Consider the following 17,245-nt stretch of genomic DNA (forward strand, 5'->3'; position numbering starts at 1 on the left):
CATCGGTGTTGGGGGAATCGCTGCCGTCCTTGGCGGCCGATCATCGATTAGAGTGATCGATCATGCAACCAGAAATTGCGCGGTCGGCTCAAAGAGGTTAGCTTCGTGGAGCTGTAAGGGAGCACGAAGATGGAAGCAACTCCGGAGCCCATTCAAGCCGAGCGTCTAACTGCTACGCTCCGTCGAACTGGCGTGCTTGGGGCGGCTCACGTCAGTAGCGTGACGGTCGAAAGTTCCCGCAACACGATCCTCTCACGAATTATTCGGGTTCGCATAAACTACAGTGGTACTGCCGACGATGCTCCACACTCCCTCATTTTCAAGACGGCTCACCCTGAACGCGTCGGCGATGCACTGCATGCTGGCCGTCAGGAGGTCGCATTCTATGATCAGATTGCGCCGATGATGGCGGCTAACATCGTGCCCCGTTGTTTCCAGGCTCATCGTGATGCAGAAACGAACGTGTGGTACCTGCTCCTTGAGGACCTCACCGAAACGCATGCCGTCCCAACGCAATGGCCGCTGCCACCATCACGCCAGCAATGCGGCGCAATCGTTCGAGCGCACGCGCGTCTCCATGCATCCTGGTGGGATAGCCCGCACCTTGGTGTCACAGTTGGGACGTGGCTCGACGCGGAGGCCATGGACCGGCAGATGCAGCGAGTGGCAGGTGACTTCGAACGCTTTGCCGACTCCGCGGGTGACCTTCTGTCCCGCGAGCGTCGCTGGCTCTATGAGCGGCTGCTCAGCTCTGCACCCCGCTTGCTTCAGCGATATCACTCGCATCAGAACTTTACGATCACCCAGGGCGACGCGCACGTTTGGAATATTTTCTTGCCGAAAGATTGTCAGTCAGACGATGCGCGCCTTTTCGACTGGGATGCTTGGCGGCTCGATGTCGCGTCACGAGACCTTGCCTACATGATCGCGATGCACTGGTACCCTGATCGTCGAAAGCAGATGGAGCGCTCTATCCTCGACGAATACCACGACACGCTGGTTGCTCACGGGGTTCATGGCTACGATCGCCATGCGCTTGACGCCGACTACCGACTGTCGGTGCTTTGGCAAATAACGACGCCCGTGTGGCAAGCCGTGAACAATATCCCTGCCGTAATCTGGTGGAACAATCTCGAACGCATCATGCTTGCCGTCGATGATCTCGATTGCAGATCGCTGCTTAGCTGAATGCGAGTCGGCATTGGGTCACGGGCTGAAAATTGGTGCAAATCGGGTCGGCACTACCTCAGATAACCGACATCGATTGCGACGGCGAGGAATTCTCGGTTGGGCCAACAACGGACGGCGACGTGATTGTGTTCAGATTGATCAGGAATAGAGGTGGTTTGACCGCGACTATGCACCTTCGGCAGCCTGGCATCCGACGACACCTGGAGGGGACGAGTCGCGGAGATATGGATTTGAACCAGCCAGAGTGAGCCTTCGTGGCGCGGCCCCTTGGGATACATGCGAGGCTTGCCGGTGCTGCGTGCGGACGGCATTGTCGCTTTGCAACTCGCCAGACCCGGTCTTCTTCTTGATCGCTCCGTCTCGGTGCTAGTTTGCGTGCGTTATATGCTAGAGGCGTCGGCTTTCGTCGGCGCCTTTTTCCTTGTCCAGAGCGGAGCTGATTCCACCCTGGGCCCTGAGCGGACGGCGTTCCTTGGCGCCCTGCCTCGGAATGCGTAGCACATATGGTTTGGAAACGGGCTATCCCCCGTCATTCAGTTTCTTTTCAGGCTGCACTTCGGGTCGAAGAGCGCAGAAAAAATCCCGCCGAAACGCGGCGCTTACTCTCACTGCCTGTAGATACCGGCGTCGGAGCCGCCAACCAATGAGCCCGCACCGCCTGCGCAGCCGTTCGGGCCGCATGCACCGCGCCCGTAGCTCGAACCCCTGTGCATCCGGGCGGAACTCATGCCGACCGTACCGTAGTGGGTCCTGGCGCCTGACCTGTAATGACCCGACCTGTACCGGTTTGTGTATGCAAGTGCCAAGGTACTTGAGAGCGCGAACGCCGAAGCTAGGGTCCAGACTCATTAAATCCACCATACAAGAGCTGCGGCAAGGCAGACGGAGGCCAAGTAGTTGCGTGCCAGCTTGTCATAACGGGTCGCGATGCGCCTGAAGTCCTTCAGTCTGTTGAAGGCGCTCTCGATGCGCCAGCGGAGCTTGTAGAGGCGCTTGTTGAAGCTAAACAGTCGTACCCTGTTGCTGCGGTTTGGAATGACCGGCTTGGTTCCGCGCTCGTCCAGGTTCTCGCGTAATTCATCGCCGTCGTAGGCGGTGTCGCCGAGCATATGCTTCGGCGGCTTTACTCTGCGGATCAGGCGCTTGGCGATCGGGTAGTCGTGCGCCTTGCCTCCAGTCAGCAGGATGGCGATCAGCCGCCCCCCAGCATCTGCGAGTGCGTGTATCTTCGTGTTGCGCCCTCCACGCGAGCGGCCAATAGCCTGCTTTTGCTCCCCCTTTTTCCGCCCGCTGCCGAGCGATGCGCTTTGACATGCGTGGAGTCGATCATTTGCATCTCCATTGCGCGACCCTGGCCGGCAAGCTCACGGAATAGGTTTTCCCAGACCCCACGTCGTGCCCAGCGCACAAAGCGATTGTAGATCGTCGTCGCAGGACCATATTCGGGCGGGCAATCGCACCAGCGGCAACCACTTTTCAGCACATGAACAATGCCACTGATGACGCGGCGATCATCTGCACGCTCGACACCACGGACATCCGTCGGCAGATGGGGTTCAATCCGCCCCCACTGTTCGTCGCTCAGCCAAAATAGATTCTTGCGCACGATCCCAGCCCCTTCCAAAAACGAATCAGGATCGTATTGTCAGCGCAAAGAAATTAATGAGTTCTGACCCTAGTGTTCCGTCACTGACAGACGATTCACAAATCGGCGCGAACCTGCAAGTCTGCGCCGATGAGGAAGATCGAACAGATTGCGGTCGGCGCGACCGATCGTGAGCGACTGGAGCGGCTGGTCCGGGGCCGGAACACGCCGCAGAAGCTGGTTTGGAGAGCACGGATCGTGTTGCTGGCAAGCGATGGACTGACGGCGGAGGCGATTGCGGCGGCGGTTGGCAAGAGCCTGCTGACCGTGCGCCGCTGGCGTCAGCGCTACTTGGCGAAAGGCGTGGACGGGCTGCTGAAGGACGCGACCCGGCCATCGCGCGTCAAACCGTTGTCGCCCGAAAAGATCAAGCAGGTTGTGCACATGACGCTGCACGAGAAGCCGCCAAATGCGACCCATTGGAGCGTGCGCAGCATGGCGAAGGCGGTGGGCCTCTCCTACAGCAGCGTCCAGCGTATCTGGCATGCGCACGAACTGAAACCGCATCTCGTCGACACCTTCAAAGTCTCGCGCGACAGGAACTTCGCTGCCGAGCGCGGCTCGCGGCGAACGCATCCGAGACGCCTCGCAAAAAAACTTCCGGAAAGTAGCCTGCCTGCCTATGCAATTTCGGCCGGTCGCGGCCTCTTGATGATCGAGGTCGCGGCTACATCGTGCGCTCGCGATCAGCCCATAATTCCCGGCATGAAGCAGCGCGCTCTCGGATGACCATCTATATAGTAGGGCCACACCATCGTGCGGCCAGCTCGATTCGGTCCGGGTACGACAGCCTCGTTGGGAACATCAACCCACTCTCCATCGATGCGCACGCGATAGTGGCCGTTCTTGCTCTCCCAATCGGCGTCGTCAACGCGCTTCGCATCAGTGCCTTCACAGCAGCGCCCTTTGCCACTACGCAAGCTCTCATACCAACCGTTCAATTCCGGGTGCTGATAATCGTGCGCGCGAGCATGATCGAGTGTAAAGACGGACAGCATAGCAACGAAGATAACAAGCGTTGCATGCCAACAGTGGTTAGTCATCTCTAGGCGCTGGTCCAGTTAGATGCGCGACCGGCGAGCAGTGCCGCAAGAAGGCTGGCGGCGAACCATCGTTTGTTGCGCATTGTGGCTCTCCTTTTGCGCGTTTGCCCGAATATCGCTACTTTCTTTCAAGGCCGACGATAGTTTTTTCGCCGTCGATATCTTGCACCAACACTTTCACCTGATCGCCAAACCGGACCGCATTGAAAATGAGTCCGTCCTGAACTTTGAGCATCTGCGATGTTTCGGGCGACAACCTTATCTTGATTGTGTCGTTGGCTTCATCGATGCCGTCGACAATGCCGCGCACGACTTCAATGGCTGGTTTTGGCTTGAAGGTCGTGCCTTGGCTCGCAATCCCAACCGTTCGGTGCCGTGTGTCTGCCTGCTCGCTGGCTGAGGTTGGCGGCGAAGGCACCATCGCGCCAAGTAACAACAGGACTGCCGCAGACGTGATGAACCACGCCACGGAGTTGGGGGTGCCGGACTTTTGTTGAAGGGTCGGGTTCGGAGAGGACATGCTGCGCCCTTGGTGATCAGGACGCGATTCTTGAGCATGTCGCCTCGCGGGGAGATCGCTAGCCCCCGTGCAGGAAATGAAACTCCTGGCCCGGCACGCTGTCAACGCTGCGCTTGCCGGCTCTGCCGTCACAAAAAGTTCAGCCCTCGTGGTGGAACTTCCGGCAAAGACTGGCTGCGTAGGTTCGGGACTGAGAATGCGGTCGAAATTCTGCTGGTGAAGCGACCCCTCAAGGTGCTGAGCTCGTAGGGCGGATCATTGATCCGCCCTTAGGATCGCAGCAGGGCGGCGGGCTACGCCTTCGGCTTCAACCCGCCCTACGGGTTGAAAATCTCACTTAGAGCAAATCGGGTCGGCACTACCTCAGATAGCCGGCATCGATTGCAACGGCGAGGATTTCTCGGTTGGGCCAAGAGCCGCCATGAATTTATCGCGACGGCGAACCTTCCCGTCATTCTGGGGGGGGGCACCTTTGGCAACTAACATCCGCCAGCGCCTCAAATATAGCCGGCGTGCGCTCCAGGCGGGCAATCGTTCGCGCGCCTTCAAGAGCGGCCACCAATGCGGCTGCGGTAGAGGCTGCGCGCGCGGAAGCGAAGCCGCACCCCCTAAAATGATCCGCAATGACTTCGGTCGAATCAACAAATCCGCGCGCGACTCGCTTGGTCAGCTCGGCGTCGAGCGCGGGCAGCTCATTCGCCAGATTTTGCATCAGACACCCATACTGGAAATCAGAGGCGACCATTTCGGCGGCGAATGTACTGAAAATCTGGCGAACAAATTTCAGAGCATCGCCCGTCGTATTCGCTGAGATATTCCGCAAGACAGAAATTCTCTCCGCAACGTAGCGATCGATCGCTTCTTCCGCGAGCTGCGCCTTGCCGCGTGGAAAGTGAAAGTAGAACGACCCTTTAGGCGCGCCGCTTTCTTCAAGGATCTGGGTCAATCCAGTCGCGGTATAGCCTTGGATGCGAAATAGTCTCGCGGCCGTGGCAATCGCGCGGTCGCGGGCATCAGTCTTACGTGTCATGGCGCGAACCTAACACGCTCGGCTTGACGGCGCTATGGTGATCGCCATACTATGGCGATCACCATAGTAGCGCGAACGGTGCGTGTCGTTATGAGGCATCCAGTCAGTTTTAAGCCATCGACCTCCCGACGCGCCGTCCTAGCGATGGGCGCGGCCAGCCTGGTTGCGGCTTCACTTCGGCCGGCCCGCGCGAACCCCGTAGGAGGAACTGATTTGACCGCATCAACATATGGCGAGGGAACGCTTCCCAAGGGGGTCCGCTCGCGCACGATCCATGGGGTCAACGGCCTCGATGTCCATATTCTCGAGGCCGGTTATGAAAGCCCCGGCCGGCCGCTCGCGCTGCTTCTGCACGGCTTTCCGGATTTGGCTTACGGCTGGCGACACCTGATCCCAATTCTGGCTGACGCCGGGTACCATGTGGTGGCGCCCGACCAGCGGGGTTTTGGCCGCACCGCCGGCTGGGTGAACGACTATGACGCGCCGCTAGAGCCCTTCAGCCTCTTGAATATGACGCGCGACGCCCTCGGATTGGTTTCGGCGCTCGGCTATCGGCGTACGGCGATGCTCGTCGGGCACGACCTCGGCTCGCCTGTGGCGGCCTATTGCGCGCTAGCCCGACCTGACGTCTTTCCCTCGGTGGTGCTGATGAGCGCACCGTTCCCTGGTCCGCCGGCGTTTCCGTTCAACACCCTGCAAAGCGAGACATCGTCGGTTCAACCGAACACTGGACATCAAGATTTAGCGGCCGCGCTGGCGGCGCTCGATCCGCCCAGAGAGTATTATCAACAATACTTCAGCACACGGCAGGCGAACGATGACATGTGGCGCCCCCCTCAAGGCTTACACGCGTTTCTTCGCGCATACTTCTACGTCAAGAGCGCTGACTGGCCGGGAAATAAGCCGCATCCATTGAAGGCGCAAACCGTCAAAGAACTTGAAAAACTGCCTACCTATTACGTCATGAATCTCGGCAAGACGATGCCCCAGACCGTCGCTCCATTCCAACCTTCCGCCGCCGAAGTCTCGGCCTGCAAATGGCTCACCGAGCCGGAACTTGAAGTGTACACGCAGGAGTATGGCCGCACTGGGTTTCAAGGCGCCCTGCAGGCTTATCGCGTCTTTTCTGATCCTGACCTGAACGCTGAGTTGCGCCTGTTTGCGGGCAAGACGATCGATGTCCCGTCGCTCTTCATCGGCGGGAAGAGCGATTGGGGCACCTACTCGGCGCCGGGCGCGGTCGATCTTATGAGGACGAAGGCGGCGACGAGGATGGGTGACATTGAGCTGGTCGACGGTGCCGGTCACTGGATCCAACAGGAGCAACCGGTTCGGCTCAGCAAGCTGCTGCTCGCCTTCGCCAAGGAGGCGGGTGGGGCGGATCACACCAGCGATTTTGGACCTGGCGGCCGTTAGAGCCGCGCCGGTCCTCTGGAACGATCGGGGCTAGGTTAAGCCGCCGTTTCAGCGCATGCATAAATGCCCGGAAATCTGCAGCCCGATCCTTAGAATTTGAAGCGTATGCCGTTGTCTCGCGATCAAAGAATTTGAGTCCTGCGATGATGAACGAGCATTCCTTTTCCGCTCTCGACCGGCACGCGGTGCTGACTGGAGCCAGTGACAGCTTTCCCTGGTTTGCCGGCGCGATGCTGGCTTGGGAAGCGAGCGAGGTCGTCCGCCTGCGGATGGAGAAGTTCGCGCATGTTGACGAAGACATCGGGCAGGAAGCCTGCCTGATGGTGAGCGAGAAGATCTTCGCCGCCCTCGAAGCGGGCGCAAGATTTTTCGCAGGCGCCGGCCCCGCGGCCATCATCAATCTCTATCGCGAGCGCGTCGCGGCCAACGCCAAGCGGCTGTCCGCGTGATCTCGTCGCTCAGCGTCTTGCGCGCGAAGCGCGGCCCGATGACAGGCTCCGCGAAGCAATCCAGACTTCGTCCACGGATACAGTCTAAATTGCTTCGTCGCTTTGCTCCTCGCAATGACGGCCGTGGTTGAAGGCATTCGTCCGGCTCTCGATCGGCGGATGCTCTAATCCGCTACCGCGGGACGTTTTGCAAATCGTCTCCGGCTCGTCTGCGGGCTTTCCTCTTGTTGCTGCGCTGCGTAGTCGGCGATCAGTTGGTGTAGCCGATCGATGTTGCGAATGTTGACATCCGTTTGGGTGAAGGGAATTTCGATCCCGGCTTCGGCAAAAGCGTCGAAGATTGCCATCGAGAGGTCCGTGCGCACCCTGACCGTCTTGCTGATGTGGTCAATGAAGACGTACAGGATGAAATTGAGGCTCGACGCCCCGAACTCCCTGAGATCGACGACCGGCTCCGGCGTGTGCAAGACGTCCGGATTGCTGCGCGCCACCTTCAGCAGCACCTCTCTGACCTGACGCGGGTTGCAGGCGTAGGCGGTCCCAATGCTGATCGCAACACGGCGCACGCTGTTGCGAAGCGTCCAGTTTTTGACCTTGTCCGATACGAAGGACGCGTTTGGAATGAGCACGTGGGCACGGTCGAACGTCTCGATTTCAGTGGAGCGGACGCTGATCTTGCGGACGTAACCTTCCTCGCCCCCGACGACCACGAGGTCGCCGACCCTGATAGGTCGCTCGGCCAGCAGGATGAGTCCCGAGACGAAATTATTGACCAGATTTTGCAAACCGAAACCGATGCCGATCGAGAAAGCTCCGGCAACGATGGCGAGGCTGGAGAGATTGAAGCCCGCGTAGGAGACCGCCGCCAGGGCGGCAATGAGGATGCCGACATAGCCGACGCCGGTCCGGATCGAGTGGCGAACCCCACCTGAAATACCGGCCGGCTGCAAGACCTGCACGTCGAGCCAGCCCTGGAAGAGGCGGGCCGCGGCATAGCCGAGCCCGAACACGATGATGGATGCGAGCAGGGCACCGAACGTCACCGGCGTATTGCCGATGTGGAAACCGAAGAACAACTGCCGGTACCAGTCCTGAATGTCAGGCCAGGTGTAGCCCCACTGCAGCATGATGAACGGCACAGACAAAACCAGGACAGCGAGCTTGAGCAACAGGCTGAGCGGCAGCGCGAGCTGTTCGCGGCGACTGCGTTCCAGATGGGCTCGCTGTTTGAGCCAGCCGCCGGCAACCGCGTTGTCGTCGGTTACGCTCTGAGCGAAACCGTCGACCCAGAGGAGCAGCAAATAGACCAGCGCGAGTATGGATCCGGTCACGACCAATTGCTGCGCCAGGAAACGCGCGAGCGGCAGGTAACCGGCAAGCGCGCAGGCAACGATTGCCGCAACAATGGTCCACACCACCGTGCGGACTGTCCGGAATAGACGCATCGACGGTGCCGCCGGATTCTCGCTCCTTACTGGCGTGCGAAGAATGGCAACGACCAGGCCGGCCACGAGCAGGCTCGACGGCAACGCGACCGCGATCGTCAGCGCGAACGGGGCCTGCACGAGCCGCGTGATCGCGTAAAGAAGCGTCGTCAGGCCGTAGACAAACGCGAGCAAAATGATCAATCCGCAAAGGCGCGCGGCTCCCGCGTCGGACACGGGAATGAGGCGCCACGCTCGCGCCCGCGGTGCAAGCGTCGTGGTCACCAGCGCAGCCACGGTGAAGATGATCACGGCCATTTCGGCCGTCAAATAGAACAGCCAATCGAGGCGGTCCGGCAAACGCTGCTCCGTCGCGAGCATGGCGTATGCAAACACGACCGGGACCGCCACCGGTGACGCACGCAGGAGCACGACGCCGGCGGCCGACGAGGCCCGCCGCCAGAACGGCGGCTCACCTTCGCCTTGCCAGCGCCGCAAGCTGCGCACGCCGCGCCAGCCAGCGAACGATAGCACGAGGAACAGCAGCGACGCTTCGAGCCCGATCCGCGCGATCTCCTGCCTGTCTGGTACGCCTTCCCACCAACCATCCACGAGATCGCGGAGGCGCTCGAGCGCCGTCGGGATGTAGTCCGGCAGCCTCGACCATGTTTCATATGCATAGACGCCGGGAATCGGCTGTAGCAGGATCGACGCAAAGTTCCGCCGCCGGATGTCCTCGATCGTGTTGAAGAGGTGATCGATGCGCAGGTCTGTCGACTTGGCTGCGGCCTCGGCTGCGGAAAGAAGGCCGAGGCGATAGTTCAGCTCGGCGCGGTTGTGTGCGATCTGCTCCGGCTCCGGCGGCTGGCCCGCCGCGGGCGCCGGTCCCAACAGATTGAGCTGGGCTTTGTTGGCATCGAGCCGTGTCGGCACGCGATTCGCCAGCTCCTTGATCTCGGCGCGGACGCGCTGCAACTCCTCGCGATAAGCATTGAGTTCCGAATAGCGCAGGTGCGGGCGGCGAAGGTCGCTCTCTAAACGGTCAAGGTGCTGCCGCCAGTCGGCCGTCTTGGCATTGAGATCAAGCCCCAGTTCCTGGTTCAGGTCCCGGGTGATCGCTTCGGTATTGACCGACGCCGAGGTCTTCTGACTGGGAACGCCACCAGCCTGTGCCGGTGCCGGAACGGTCGGTTGATCCGAACTTGCGGTCTGTCCGAAGGCGCGCGGAGTGGTCCCGACTGCCGCGGCAACAATTCCCGAAATCAAAAGGCATATGCAGATGAAAGTCGGCCCCAAGGCCGAACGGCCGCTGATTCTCATGTGTCCCCTCGCGTCGCACCCGATTCGTCCCACTAGATGCGGATCGAGGGTAGAATATGGCGAGCCGCGGCATTGCGAATGGACGACCATTTCGTTCAAGATGCTCCGTCAACGCAGCACGATCCACGCCGGCGCGTGATCGCTGGCGCCTTCCTCGCCGCGTACTTTGCGATCCACGCCGCCCTTGGCAAGGCGCGGCGCGAGCTGCGGGCTGAGCAGCAGGTGATCGAGCCGCAGCCCGGCGTCGCGTTGCCAGCGGTTTCGCTTGTAATCCCAGAACGTATAAACACGCTCGTCCGGATGCAGCGTGCGGAGGGCGTCCGTCCAGCCCTGCGCGAGGAGGGCGGCGAAGGCGGCACGGCTCTTCGGCTGGATCAACGCGTCCTTGTCCCATGAGCGCGTCGGATAAATATCGAGCGCGGTGGGCGCGAGGTTGTAATCGCCGGCGAGCACGACCGGCAGATCCTGCTTGACGAACTTCGCAGCGTGCGCGCGCATCCGCTTCAGCCAGGCGAGCTTGTAGTCGAATTTGGGTCCCGGCTGCGGATTGCCGTTCGGCGCATAGAGGCAGGCGATGATGATGCCGCTGACGGCCGCTTCGATGTAGCGCGCCTCGTGGTCGTCGCGATTGCCGGGCAATTCGGTCCTGATCAGCACCGGAGCGGCTTTGCGGGAGAGGATGGCGACGCCGTTCCAGGCCTTCTGTCCACGCCACACCGCGCGGTAGCCGGCGTTCTCGATGGCGTGGAGCGGAAATTCGCGGTCGGTTGCCTTCAGCTCCTGCAGACAGACGATATCCGGCTTCGCGCTCTGCAGCCAATGAAGCAGGTTGGCCAGGCGGCGGTTGACATTGTTGATGTTGAATGTCGCAATCTTCATGTAGAGCTAGCCGATGCGCCGTATGCGCGCCATCATCGGAGGTCTCATGTCAAAACTGCAAGCTGTCATTCTCGTCTGCGCAATCGGATTTTGCTCGTCCTCGATTGCGCAAACGACGAGCTCCGATTCACGCGGCGCCTGTAAGCAGGACTACGACAAGTATTGCGCCGGCATCGCGCCCGGCGGCGGACGCATCGTCGCCTGCCTGAACAAGCAGCATGATCAGCTCACCGAGAGCTGCAGGAAGGCGCTGGATTCCCACAAGAAGCAGTAACGAGGCGTCAGGCCTAGGGCGGCGCGACGGATGCGTTCGCTGCCCCGCCACCTTTATAGACTCGCGCGTAGCGGCGGCCGAGGCTGGTCAGCACCTCGTAGCCGATGGTGCCGAAGTGATGCGCGAGTTCATCGACGGTGATGCCTTCGCCGATCAGCGTCGCCATGTGGCCGCGCCGCACGGCGTTCGCGGGCAGGTCGGTGATGTCGATCGCGATCAGGTCCATGGAGATGCGTCCCGCAATCGGGCAGCGCTTGCCGGCAACGACCACGTCCGCGCCGCGGGTGCCATCATTGGAGCCGGCGGCGCGGAAATAGCCGTCGGCATAGCCGGTGGCGATGATCGCAAGCCTTGTCGGCCGCCGCGCGGTCCAGGTGCCGCCGTAACCGACGGTGTCGCCGCGATCGACATTGCGGATCTGCACGATGCGCGCCTTGAGATCGACCACCGGCTGCATCGGGTTGTCGGCCTCCGGCGTCGGATTGACGCCATAGAGGGCCGCGCCAGGCCGCACCAAATCGAAGACGAAGGGCGAGCCGAGATAGATGCCGGACGAGTTGGCAAGCGAGGCCGGCACGCCCGTGAACAGGCTCGCGATCTCGCGGAAGGCGCCAAGCTGCCGCGCATTCACGGGATTATTGAGCTGTTCGGCGGCGACCAGATGGCTCATCACCAGCGTGATGCCGTGGTCGCCGGCGTTGATGCGCGGGATCAGGCCTTGCGCTTCCTGAATCGTAAGCCCGAGCCGGTTCATGCCGGTGTCGATGTGGATGGCCGCGCCTCCGGACCAGCCGGAGCGGCGGCAGAACACGTCCCATTCGGCAAGCTCGTTGAGCTCGCCGATCACAGGCCGGCAGTTGATCGTCGCGTAGAACTCACCCGTGTTCTGGAGGAAACCATTGAGGACGTAGATAGCCGCTTCCGGCGCCGCGGCCCGCGCGGCGCGGGCCTCATCGAGCGTCGCGACGAAGAGCGTCTTGCAACCCGCCGCGGCCAGCGCCTTGGCGACGGGCTCGGTGCCGCAGCCATAGGCGTTGGCCTTGATCACCGCGGCGCACTCGGCCGGTACCGCGGCCTTTTCCAGTTTGCGCCAATTGGCAATGATGGCGTCGAGATCGATCGTGAGAATGCCGTTATAGGCAGCGAGCTCCGACGCCTGATTTGCTTCGGGCGGGGGCGGTGCGCTTGCCTGTAACGGCTTGGAACTGGAGGCAGGGGTCATGGCCCGTCGGTTTTACGCGGGGCAGGGTTCCGGTTCAACCTCGCAGGCGATGCGCTAATACATCCGATCCGGCAGGTTGCCGTCCTGGCTGAGATCGCCGAACCGGGTCACCGAGCCATCGAAGTGCAATTCCACCGTGCCGGTCGGGCCGTGACGCTGCTTGCCGATGATGACTTCGGCCTTTCCGTGCGCGAGATCCATGTCGGTGCGCCATTTCTCGTGTTCAGGCGTACCCGGACGCGGCTCCTTGTTGGCGAGATAGTATTCCTCGCGGTACACGAACAAGACGACGTCGGCGTCCTGCTCGATCGAGCCGGATTCACGCAAGTCCGAAAGCTGCGGGCGCTTGTCGTCGCGCGATTCGACCTGGCGCGATAGCTGCGACAGCGCGATGATGGGGACGCTGAGCTCTTTTGCCAGCGCCTTCAGGTTCGTGGTGATTTCGGTGATTTCCTGCACGCGGCTGTCGGACGAGCGTTTGCTCGAGCCTTGCAAGAGCTGGATGTAGTCGATCACCAGAAGATCAAGACCCTTCTGCCGCTTCAACCGCCGGGCACGCGCGGTGAGCTGCGCGATCGAGAGGCCGCCGGTTTCGTCGATATAGAACGGCAGCGATTGCAGCTCGATGGAGCACTCGCGGATCTTTTCGAAATCCATTTCGCTGATGCCGCCGCGCCGGATCGTGCTCGATGGAATGCCGGTGCGCTCGGCGAGGATACGGGTGGCGAGCTGCTCGGACGACATTTCGCAGGAGAAGAAGCCGACAATGCCGCCATTCACCGCCTTCATCGTCCCGTCGGGCTGAACCTCGCCTTCATAGGCCTTGGCGATGTTGTAGGCGATGTTGGTGGCAAGCGACGTCTTGCCCATGCCCGGGCGGCCCGCGACGATGATGAGGTCGGAGTGCTGCAGTCCGCCCATCTTGGAATCGAGGTCGCGCAAGCCGGTGGAAATGCCCGACAGCTTTCCGTCACGCTTATAGGCGTTGGCCGCCATGTCGATGGCGGTGGTGAGCGCCTGCGAGAACTTCTGGAAGCCGCCGTCGTAGCGGCCGGTTTCGGCCAGCTCGTATAGCTTGCGCTCGGCATCCTCGATCTGCACCCGCGGCGCGAAATCGACCGGCGCGTCGTAGGCGACATTGACCATGTCCTCGCCGATCTGGATCAGATCGCGCCGCAACGACAGGTCATAGATCGTGCGCCCATAGTCCTGCGCGTTGATGATGGTGGTCGCCTCTGCCGCGAGACGCGCGAGATACTGGCCCACCGTGAGGCCGCCGATATCGAGGTCGGCCGGCAGAAATGTCTTCAAGGTCACGGGCGTTGCGACCTTGCCCATCCGGATCAGCGAAGCCGCGGTCTCATAGATCGTCTGATGGATCGGCTCGAACAAGTGTTTCGGCTCGAGGAAATCCGAGACGCGATAAAAGGCGTCATTGTTGACCAGGATCGCGCCCAAAAGGCTCTGCTCCGCTTCGATATTGTGCGGTGCAGTCCGATACGTCGCATTTGGCGCATCGGGTGCGAGCTTGAGAACGGTCGAATCAGTTGCGGCCATGGTCAAGTGTAATCGTCAATTCTGATCGTGGTGAGAGAAGGGTGGGGCCCGCGATAAAGCGCCACTCTGCGGCGGCACGAAAGCGGCCGTGTGCCTTATGCCCGATTCACACAACGCATGGTGTGAATCTTGCGCGCAGGGCTGTCAACGCTTGACGCGCTTTGCCGCGCGAAACCGGCGCCGGGGTGAGAAATCTCGCAAATTCAAATGAAGGCGGCTGAACCTTTGGCCGCTCGTCTTCGACTCACAGGTGAGGGCAAGGGGGCGATTTGCGGGGCGTCAGGTCGCAAGCAAATAGATGAGCGCGATCAGGGCAGCACCGAGACCGGTTGCCAGCAAGAGATAGTCGGTGCGGAGATCGTCCATGACATCGACTGCGATTGGAAAGGTCTTCTGCGCCATGGGTAATTTTTAGAGCGCTTGGAACGGAAGCTCTGTGAAGCAGTTCACATTGGTTGGCTTTCTTTCCCGTGGGGTAATCAGGAACCGTCCGGAGCAGAGGCGAGAGCAGGCGATGCGTCAGCAGACGGCGATAGGGCAGGCGGATGCGGAACGGCGGTTGTGGCTGTCGATGCTGATCGATGCCATGGAGGAGGCGGCGCGTCCGGAAATCCGCAGCCAGCCTTGCCCGCCCGCGGTTCTCGAAGGCTTGCGCGCCCAGCTTGCAAAGTCGGTAAGCCGGTATCCCTTCGCCGCTTAGGCGTTCAGCATGCGGAAATGATGTGCGCTTCGCGCGCTATTCGCCGGCGATCTTGAGCCGCGGCCGGCTCCCCTGTTCCAGCCCGCGCAGCTTGGTTTCTTCGCGCGCGATATAGTCGCGCGTCATCGGCACCACGCCCTGGCGCTTGGTGAGCTGAATCTGGAAGTTCATCATGTTCTGCTTGCGGAACGACATTTCGGACGCCGCCAGATAGAACTCCCACATCCTGGCAAAACGCTCGTCATAGAGTTGCACGGCTTCCTCGCGCCGCGCCATGAATCGCTCGCGCCAGGCTTTCAGCGTCTCCGCATAATGCAGTCGCAGGATCTCGACGTCGCAGACGAGGAGGCCGGCGCGCTCGATCGACGGCATCACCTCCGACAATGCGGGGATGTAGCCGCCGGGAAAAATGTATTTGGCGATCCAGGGATTGGTCACGTCGGGACCTTCGGAGCGGCCGATCGAATGCAGCATCATCACGCCGTCGTCTGTGAGAAGCTGCGCGCAGCGCTTGAAGAAGGTGTCGTAGAAATCGACGCCGACATGTTCAAACATGCCCACCGAGACGATGCGGTCGAACGGGCCCTTAACGTCGCGATAATCCTGCATCAGGAAGCGCGCCGACCGCGTCAGGTTCTTCTCCGCGGCGCGGGCGTTGGAGACCTGGAGCTGCTCGGTCGAGAGCGTGATCCCTGTAACGTCGGCGCCGGCGATTTCAGCGAGATAGAGGCCAAGCCCACCCCAGCCGGAGCCGATATCGAGCACGCGGTGGCCGCGGCCAACCAGCAGCTTTGCGGCGAGATGGCGCTTCTTGGCGAGCTGCGCATCGTCGAGATTGGTCTCGGGCGTCTCGAAATAGGCGCAGCTATACTGCTTGTCGGCATCAAGGAAGAGAGCATAGAGCCGGCCGTCGAGATCGTAGTGGTGGGCGACGTTATTGCGCGAGCGGCCGCGCGGATTGAATTGGGTGAGATGGCGTGTGAGATAGCGAGCCCACCAGCGCAATTTCGCCCAGCGCGGCAACGAATTCGGTTGATCCATCAGGATCGCCAGCGCATCCGCAATGGTTCCGGTCTCGACGACGAAAGTGCCGTCCATGAAGGCTTCGCCGAGCGCAAGCTCGGGATTGAGCATGATCCTGCGTTCGGCTTCCGTGGTGACGAAGCGGACATGGACCGGCTCGCCGGTGCCGTCCCCACAGGTGAATTTTGCGCCACTTGCGGTCGTGAAACTTATCGTACCGCGCTGAATGAACTTCGTCAGCAGACTACGCAACAAACGGTCCATCGAAACCACCGCCACCCGTGATATCTTTCGTGATATCCCGTCAGAAGTAGAGCCTCCCCGGCCGATATTCGACGCAGTTCGACCGGGTTGGTTCCCATGCGCCCTGATCGGATCATAGTGTAAGTTCCGCGCCCGTCTAGTGCGTTGGAGACAAAGCGGATATTCCGAAATACCCGGCTTGTGCAGGTGCGCGATATGCATGCTTCCATTGCCGGAATAATCAGCTAAAAGGTGACCCGCCGTCGGCGCCGTCCGGGCGACTCGCCAGCGATCTGCATCCCGATTTCGAAAAAGTTGGAGAACAGCCAATGATGTTGAGCCGAGCGCTCAGTTTAGCGACGGTGACGCTTCTGATCGGCTGTTGCGCAGCGGGAGGGGCTCAGGCGCAGGAGAATCTCGATGCCGGCAAGAGTCCGAGCCAGATTTTCGCGGGCACCTGCACCGCCTGCCACAAGAGCCCGCGCGGCCTGTTGAAAACGGTGGCGCCGGGTTCGCTGCAGGGCTTCCTGCGGCAGCATTACACGACGAGCCCGGAGATGGCAGGCGTGCTGTCCTCCTATCTGGTCTCCAATGGCGCGACCGATACCCGCTACGGCGAAAAGCAGAAGGCGGGCAAGGAAGCGAAGTCCGACGGCAAGCCCGCAGGTGCAACCGACCAACCCGATCGCGCCGGCCGCAGGCGTCATCCGGTCTCTGCGGCGCCGCAAGAGGCGGAGCCGCGGCAGGAGAGCGAGGCGCCTGCTGCCAACGAGCCCGGCCGACCCCGGCGCAACGCCAAGCGCCAGGCGCCCACCGCGGATGCGCCGGAAGCGGGCCAGCCGGCGGCCGAGGGCCGGGCGCCTACTCAGGCAGCGGGCGAACATGGCGCTGACGGCCGTAAGCTGTCCGCCAAGCGGCGGCGCGGCAAGCCTGGCCTTGAGGAGGGGGCGCCGAGCCCTCTCGAGCCCGCCAGGGAAGAGGCCGGTAGCGGTGGGGCTCCGCAGAGCACGAGCGAAGCTCCGAAGACCGAGGCGAGCCGGCCCGATGCCGGGCGAGGCGAGGGCGGAAACCCGGCGGAAGCGTCCTCCCCGCCGCAAGCAGTCAATGCCGAACCGGCGAAGCAGACCGAAGCACCGGCGCTGCGGCCAGATCCGGTCCCCCCGGTGACGCCGGCCGCGACATCCACTTCTTCTTCTGCGCCTGCGGTGGCAGCGCCGTCGTTGAGCGCCACGCCGGCCGAGTCGACGCAAGGCACCTCGCCGAGCGAGCCGCCGGCGCCTGCTTCCAAATAGATCAACCAAGGCCCACG

Annotated in this window: 17 protein-coding genes; 7 read left to right on the top strand and 10 right to left on the bottom strand. The window is 61.6% G+C overall.

Features of this window, described 5'->3' with window-relative positions:
* Positions 1–129: 129 nt before the first annotated feature.
* On the top strand, positions 130–1,188 hold the full coding sequence (locus P6U23_RS18610; RefSeq protein WP_407181144.1) for an aminoglycoside phosphotransferase: 1,059 nt from the start codon (positions 130–132) through the stop codon (positions 1,186–1,188).
* Between the two features lie 851 nt (positions 1,189–2,039).
* Here P6U23_RS18610 and P6U23_RS18615 read toward each other — a convergent pair.
* Positions 2,040–2,797 (bottom strand): IS5 family transposase gene (locus P6U23_RS18615; protein ID WP_407181145.1). Its coding sequence is split into 2 segments (ribosomal slippage): positions 2,040–2,438 and positions 2,441–2,797, totalling 756 coding nucleotides; the frame shifts between segments, so codons are not numbered across the junction.
* Between the two features lie 129 nt (positions 2,798–2,926).
* Here P6U23_RS18615 and P6U23_RS18620 point away from each other — a divergent pair.
* Positions 2,927–3,565 (top strand): helix-turn-helix domain-containing protein, encoded by a 639-nt coding sequence (locus P6U23_RS18620; protein WP_407181146.1) that lies wholly within the window; start codon positions 2,927–2,929, stop codon positions 3,563–3,565.
* Here P6U23_RS18620 and P6U23_RS18625 read toward each other — a convergent pair.
* The 3 genes from P6U23_RS18625 to P6U23_RS18635 form a co-directional block, all read right to left on the bottom strand.
* Entirely contained in the window at positions 3,523–3,834 is a 312-nt protein-coding gene (locus P6U23_RS18625) for a hypothetical protein (protein WP_407181512.1), read from the bottom strand. The two genes, P6U23_RS18620 and P6U23_RS18625, sit on opposite strands and share 43 nt — an antisense overlap.
* Before the next feature lie 163 nt (positions 3,835–3,997).
* A complete protein-coding gene (locus P6U23_RS18630) occupies positions 3,998–4,399 on the bottom strand; it encodes a hypothetical protein (protein ID WP_407181147.1) in 402 nt (133 codons plus the stop codon).
* Positions 4,400–4,850: 451 nt separating this feature from the next.
* Positions 4,851–5,429, bottom strand: coding sequence for a TetR/AcrR family transcriptional regulator (locus P6U23_RS18635; RefSeq protein ID WP_407181148.1), 579 nt, complete (start codon positions 5,427–5,429; stop codon positions 4,851–4,853).
* A 213-nt stretch (positions 5,430–5,642) separates the two neighbouring features.
* Between P6U23_RS18635 and P6U23_RS18640 the strand changes: the two genes are divergently transcribed.
* Entirely contained in the window at positions 5,643–6,845 is a 1,203-nt protein-coding gene (locus P6U23_RS18640; protein ID WP_407181149.1) for an alpha/beta fold hydrolase, read from the top strand.
* 143 nt (positions 6,846–6,988) lie between these two features.
* Complete coding sequence (locus tag P6U23_RS18645) at positions 6,989–7,294, top strand: hypothetical protein (protein ID WP_407181150.1); 306 nt, start codon at positions 6,989–6,991, stop codon at positions 7,292–7,294.
* Positions 7,295–7,458: 164 nt separating this feature from the next.
* Here the strand turns inward: P6U23_RS18645 and P6U23_RS18650 are convergent, their stop codons facing one another.
* The gene (locus tag P6U23_RS18650) at positions 7,459–10,038 is read right to left on the bottom strand and encodes a mechanosensitive ion channel domain-containing protein (protein ID WP_407181151.1); all 2,580 of its coding nucleotides are present in this window, start codon (positions 10,036–10,038) and stop codon (positions 7,459–7,461) included.
* 108 nt (positions 10,039–10,146) lie between these two features.
* Entirely contained in the window at positions 10,147–10,917 is a 771-nt protein-coding gene (gene xth / locus P6U23_RS18655) for an exodeoxyribonuclease III (protein WP_407181152.1), read from the bottom strand.
* Positions 10,918–10,963: 46 nt separating this feature from the next.
* On the opposite strand from xth, the gene P6U23_RS18660 reads away from it, so the two are divergent.
* Complete coding sequence (locus P6U23_RS18660; protein WP_407181153.1) at positions 10,964–11,191, top strand: cysteine rich repeat-containing protein; 228 nt, start codon at positions 10,964–10,966, stop codon at positions 11,189–11,191.
* Between the two features lie 13 nt (positions 11,192–11,204).
* On the opposite strand, the gene alr is transcribed toward P6U23_RS18660, so the two are convergent.
* From alr to P6U23_RS18675, 3 genes are all read right to left on the bottom strand, one after another.
* On the bottom strand, positions 11,205–12,413 hold the full coding sequence (gene alr / locus P6U23_RS18665) for an alanine racemase (protein ID WP_407181154.1): 1,209 nt from the start codon (positions 12,411–12,413) through the stop codon (positions 11,205–11,207).
* Between the two features lie 54 nt (positions 12,414–12,467).
* Entirely contained in the window at positions 12,468–13,970 is a 1,503-nt protein-coding gene (locus P6U23_RS18670) for a replicative DNA helicase (RefSeq protein WP_407181155.1), read from the bottom strand.
* Between the two features lie 279 nt (positions 13,971–14,249).
* Positions 14,250–14,372: a hypothetical protein gene (locus P6U23_RS18675; RefSeq protein ID WP_024509923.1), complete on the bottom strand. Its 123-nt coding sequence runs from the start codon at positions 14,370–14,372 to the stop codon at positions 14,250–14,252.
* A 112-nt stretch (positions 14,373–14,484) separates the two neighbouring features.
* Here P6U23_RS18675 and P6U23_RS18680 point away from each other — a divergent pair, with 112 nt between their 5' ends.
* Positions 14,485–14,670 carry a hypothetical protein gene (locus P6U23_RS18680; RefSeq protein ID WP_407181156.1) on the top strand — a complete coding sequence of 62 codons (186 nt, stop codon included), beginning with the start codon at positions 14,485–14,487 and terminating at the stop codon, positions 14,668–14,670.
* A 36-nt stretch (positions 14,671–14,706) separates the two neighbouring features.
* Here P6U23_RS18680 and P6U23_RS18685 read toward each other — a convergent pair whose 3' ends face one another.
* Entirely contained in the window at positions 14,707–15,957 is a 1,251-nt protein-coding gene (locus P6U23_RS18685; protein ID WP_407181157.1) for a class I SAM-dependent methyltransferase, read from the bottom strand.
* 308 nt (positions 15,958–16,265) lie between these two features.
* Here P6U23_RS18685 and P6U23_RS18690 point away from each other — a divergent pair, with 308 nt between their 5' ends.
* On the top strand, positions 16,266–17,228 hold the full coding sequence (locus P6U23_RS18690) for a hypothetical protein (RefSeq protein ID WP_407181158.1): 963 nt from the start codon (positions 16,266–16,268) through the stop codon (positions 17,226–17,228).
* The last annotated feature ends 17 nt before the right edge of the window (positions 17,229–17,245 follow it).

The sequence above is a fragment of the Bradyrhizobium sp. STM 3562 genome, assembly GCF_045571435.1.
Taxonomy (GTDB): domain Bacteria; phylum Pseudomonadota; class Alphaproteobacteria; order Rhizobiales; family Xanthobacteraceae; genus Bradyrhizobium.

What these genes read in the sequence shown, in the direction of transcription:
- P6U23_RS18610 (WP_407181144.1), top strand. Translation starts at nt 130, where the DNA reads ATGGAAGCAACTCCGGAGCCCATTCAAGCCGAGCGTCTAACTGCTACG.
- P6U23_RS18620 (WP_407181146.1), top strand. Translation starts at nt 2,927, where the DNA reads ATGAGGAAGATCGAACAGATTGCGGTCGGCGCGACCGATCGTGAGCGA.
- P6U23_RS18625 (WP_407181512.1), bottom strand. Translation starts at nt 3,834, where the DNA reads ATGCTGTCCGTCTTTACACTCGATCATGCTCGCGCGCACGATTATCAG.
- P6U23_RS18630 (WP_407181147.1), bottom strand. Translation starts at nt 4,399, where the DNA reads ATGTCCTCTCCGAACCCGACCCTTCAACAAAAGTCCGGCACCCCCAAC.
- P6U23_RS18635 (WP_407181148.1), bottom strand. Translation starts at nt 5,429, where the DNA reads ATGACACGTAAGACTGATGCCCGCGACCGCGCGATTGCCACGGCCGCG.
- P6U23_RS18645 (WP_407181150.1), top strand. Translation starts at nt 6,989, where the DNA reads ATGATGAACGAGCATTCCTTTTCCGCTCTCGACCGGCACGCGGTGCTG.
- P6U23_RS18650 (WP_407181151.1), bottom strand. Translation starts at nt 10,038, where the DNA reads ATGAGAATCAGCGGCCGTTCGGCCTTGGGGCCGACTTTCATCTGCATA.
- xth (WP_407181152.1), bottom strand. Translation starts at nt 10,917, where the DNA reads ATGAAGATTGCGACATTCAACATCAACAATGTCAACCGCCGCCTGGCC.
- P6U23_RS18660 (WP_407181153.1), top strand. Translation starts at nt 10,964, where the DNA reads ATGTCAAAACTGCAAGCTGTCATTCTCGTCTGCGCAATCGGATTTTGC.
- alr (WP_407181154.1), bottom strand. Translation starts at nt 12,413, where the DNA reads ATGACCCCTGCCTCCAGTTCCAAGCCGTTACAGGCAAGCGCACCGCCC.
- P6U23_RS18670 (WP_407181155.1), bottom strand. Translation starts at nt 13,970, where the DNA reads ATGGCCGCAACTGATTCGACCGTTCTCAAGCTCGCACCCGATGCGCCA.
- P6U23_RS18675 (WP_024509923.1), bottom strand. Translation starts at nt 14,372, where the DNA reads ATGGCGCAGAAGACCTTTCCAATCGCAGTCGATGTCATGGACGATCTC.
- P6U23_RS18680 (WP_407181156.1), top strand. Translation starts at nt 14,485, where the DNA reads ATGCGTCAGCAGACGGCGATAGGGCAGGCGGATGCGGAACGGCGGTTG.
- P6U23_RS18685 (WP_407181157.1), bottom strand. Translation starts at nt 15,957, where the DNA reads ATGGACCGTTTGTTGCGTAGTCTGCTGACGAAGTTCATTCAGCGCGGT.
- P6U23_RS18690 (WP_407181158.1), top strand. Translation starts at nt 16,266, where the DNA reads ATGATGTTGAGCCGAGCGCTCAGTTTAGCGACGGTGACGCTTCTGATC.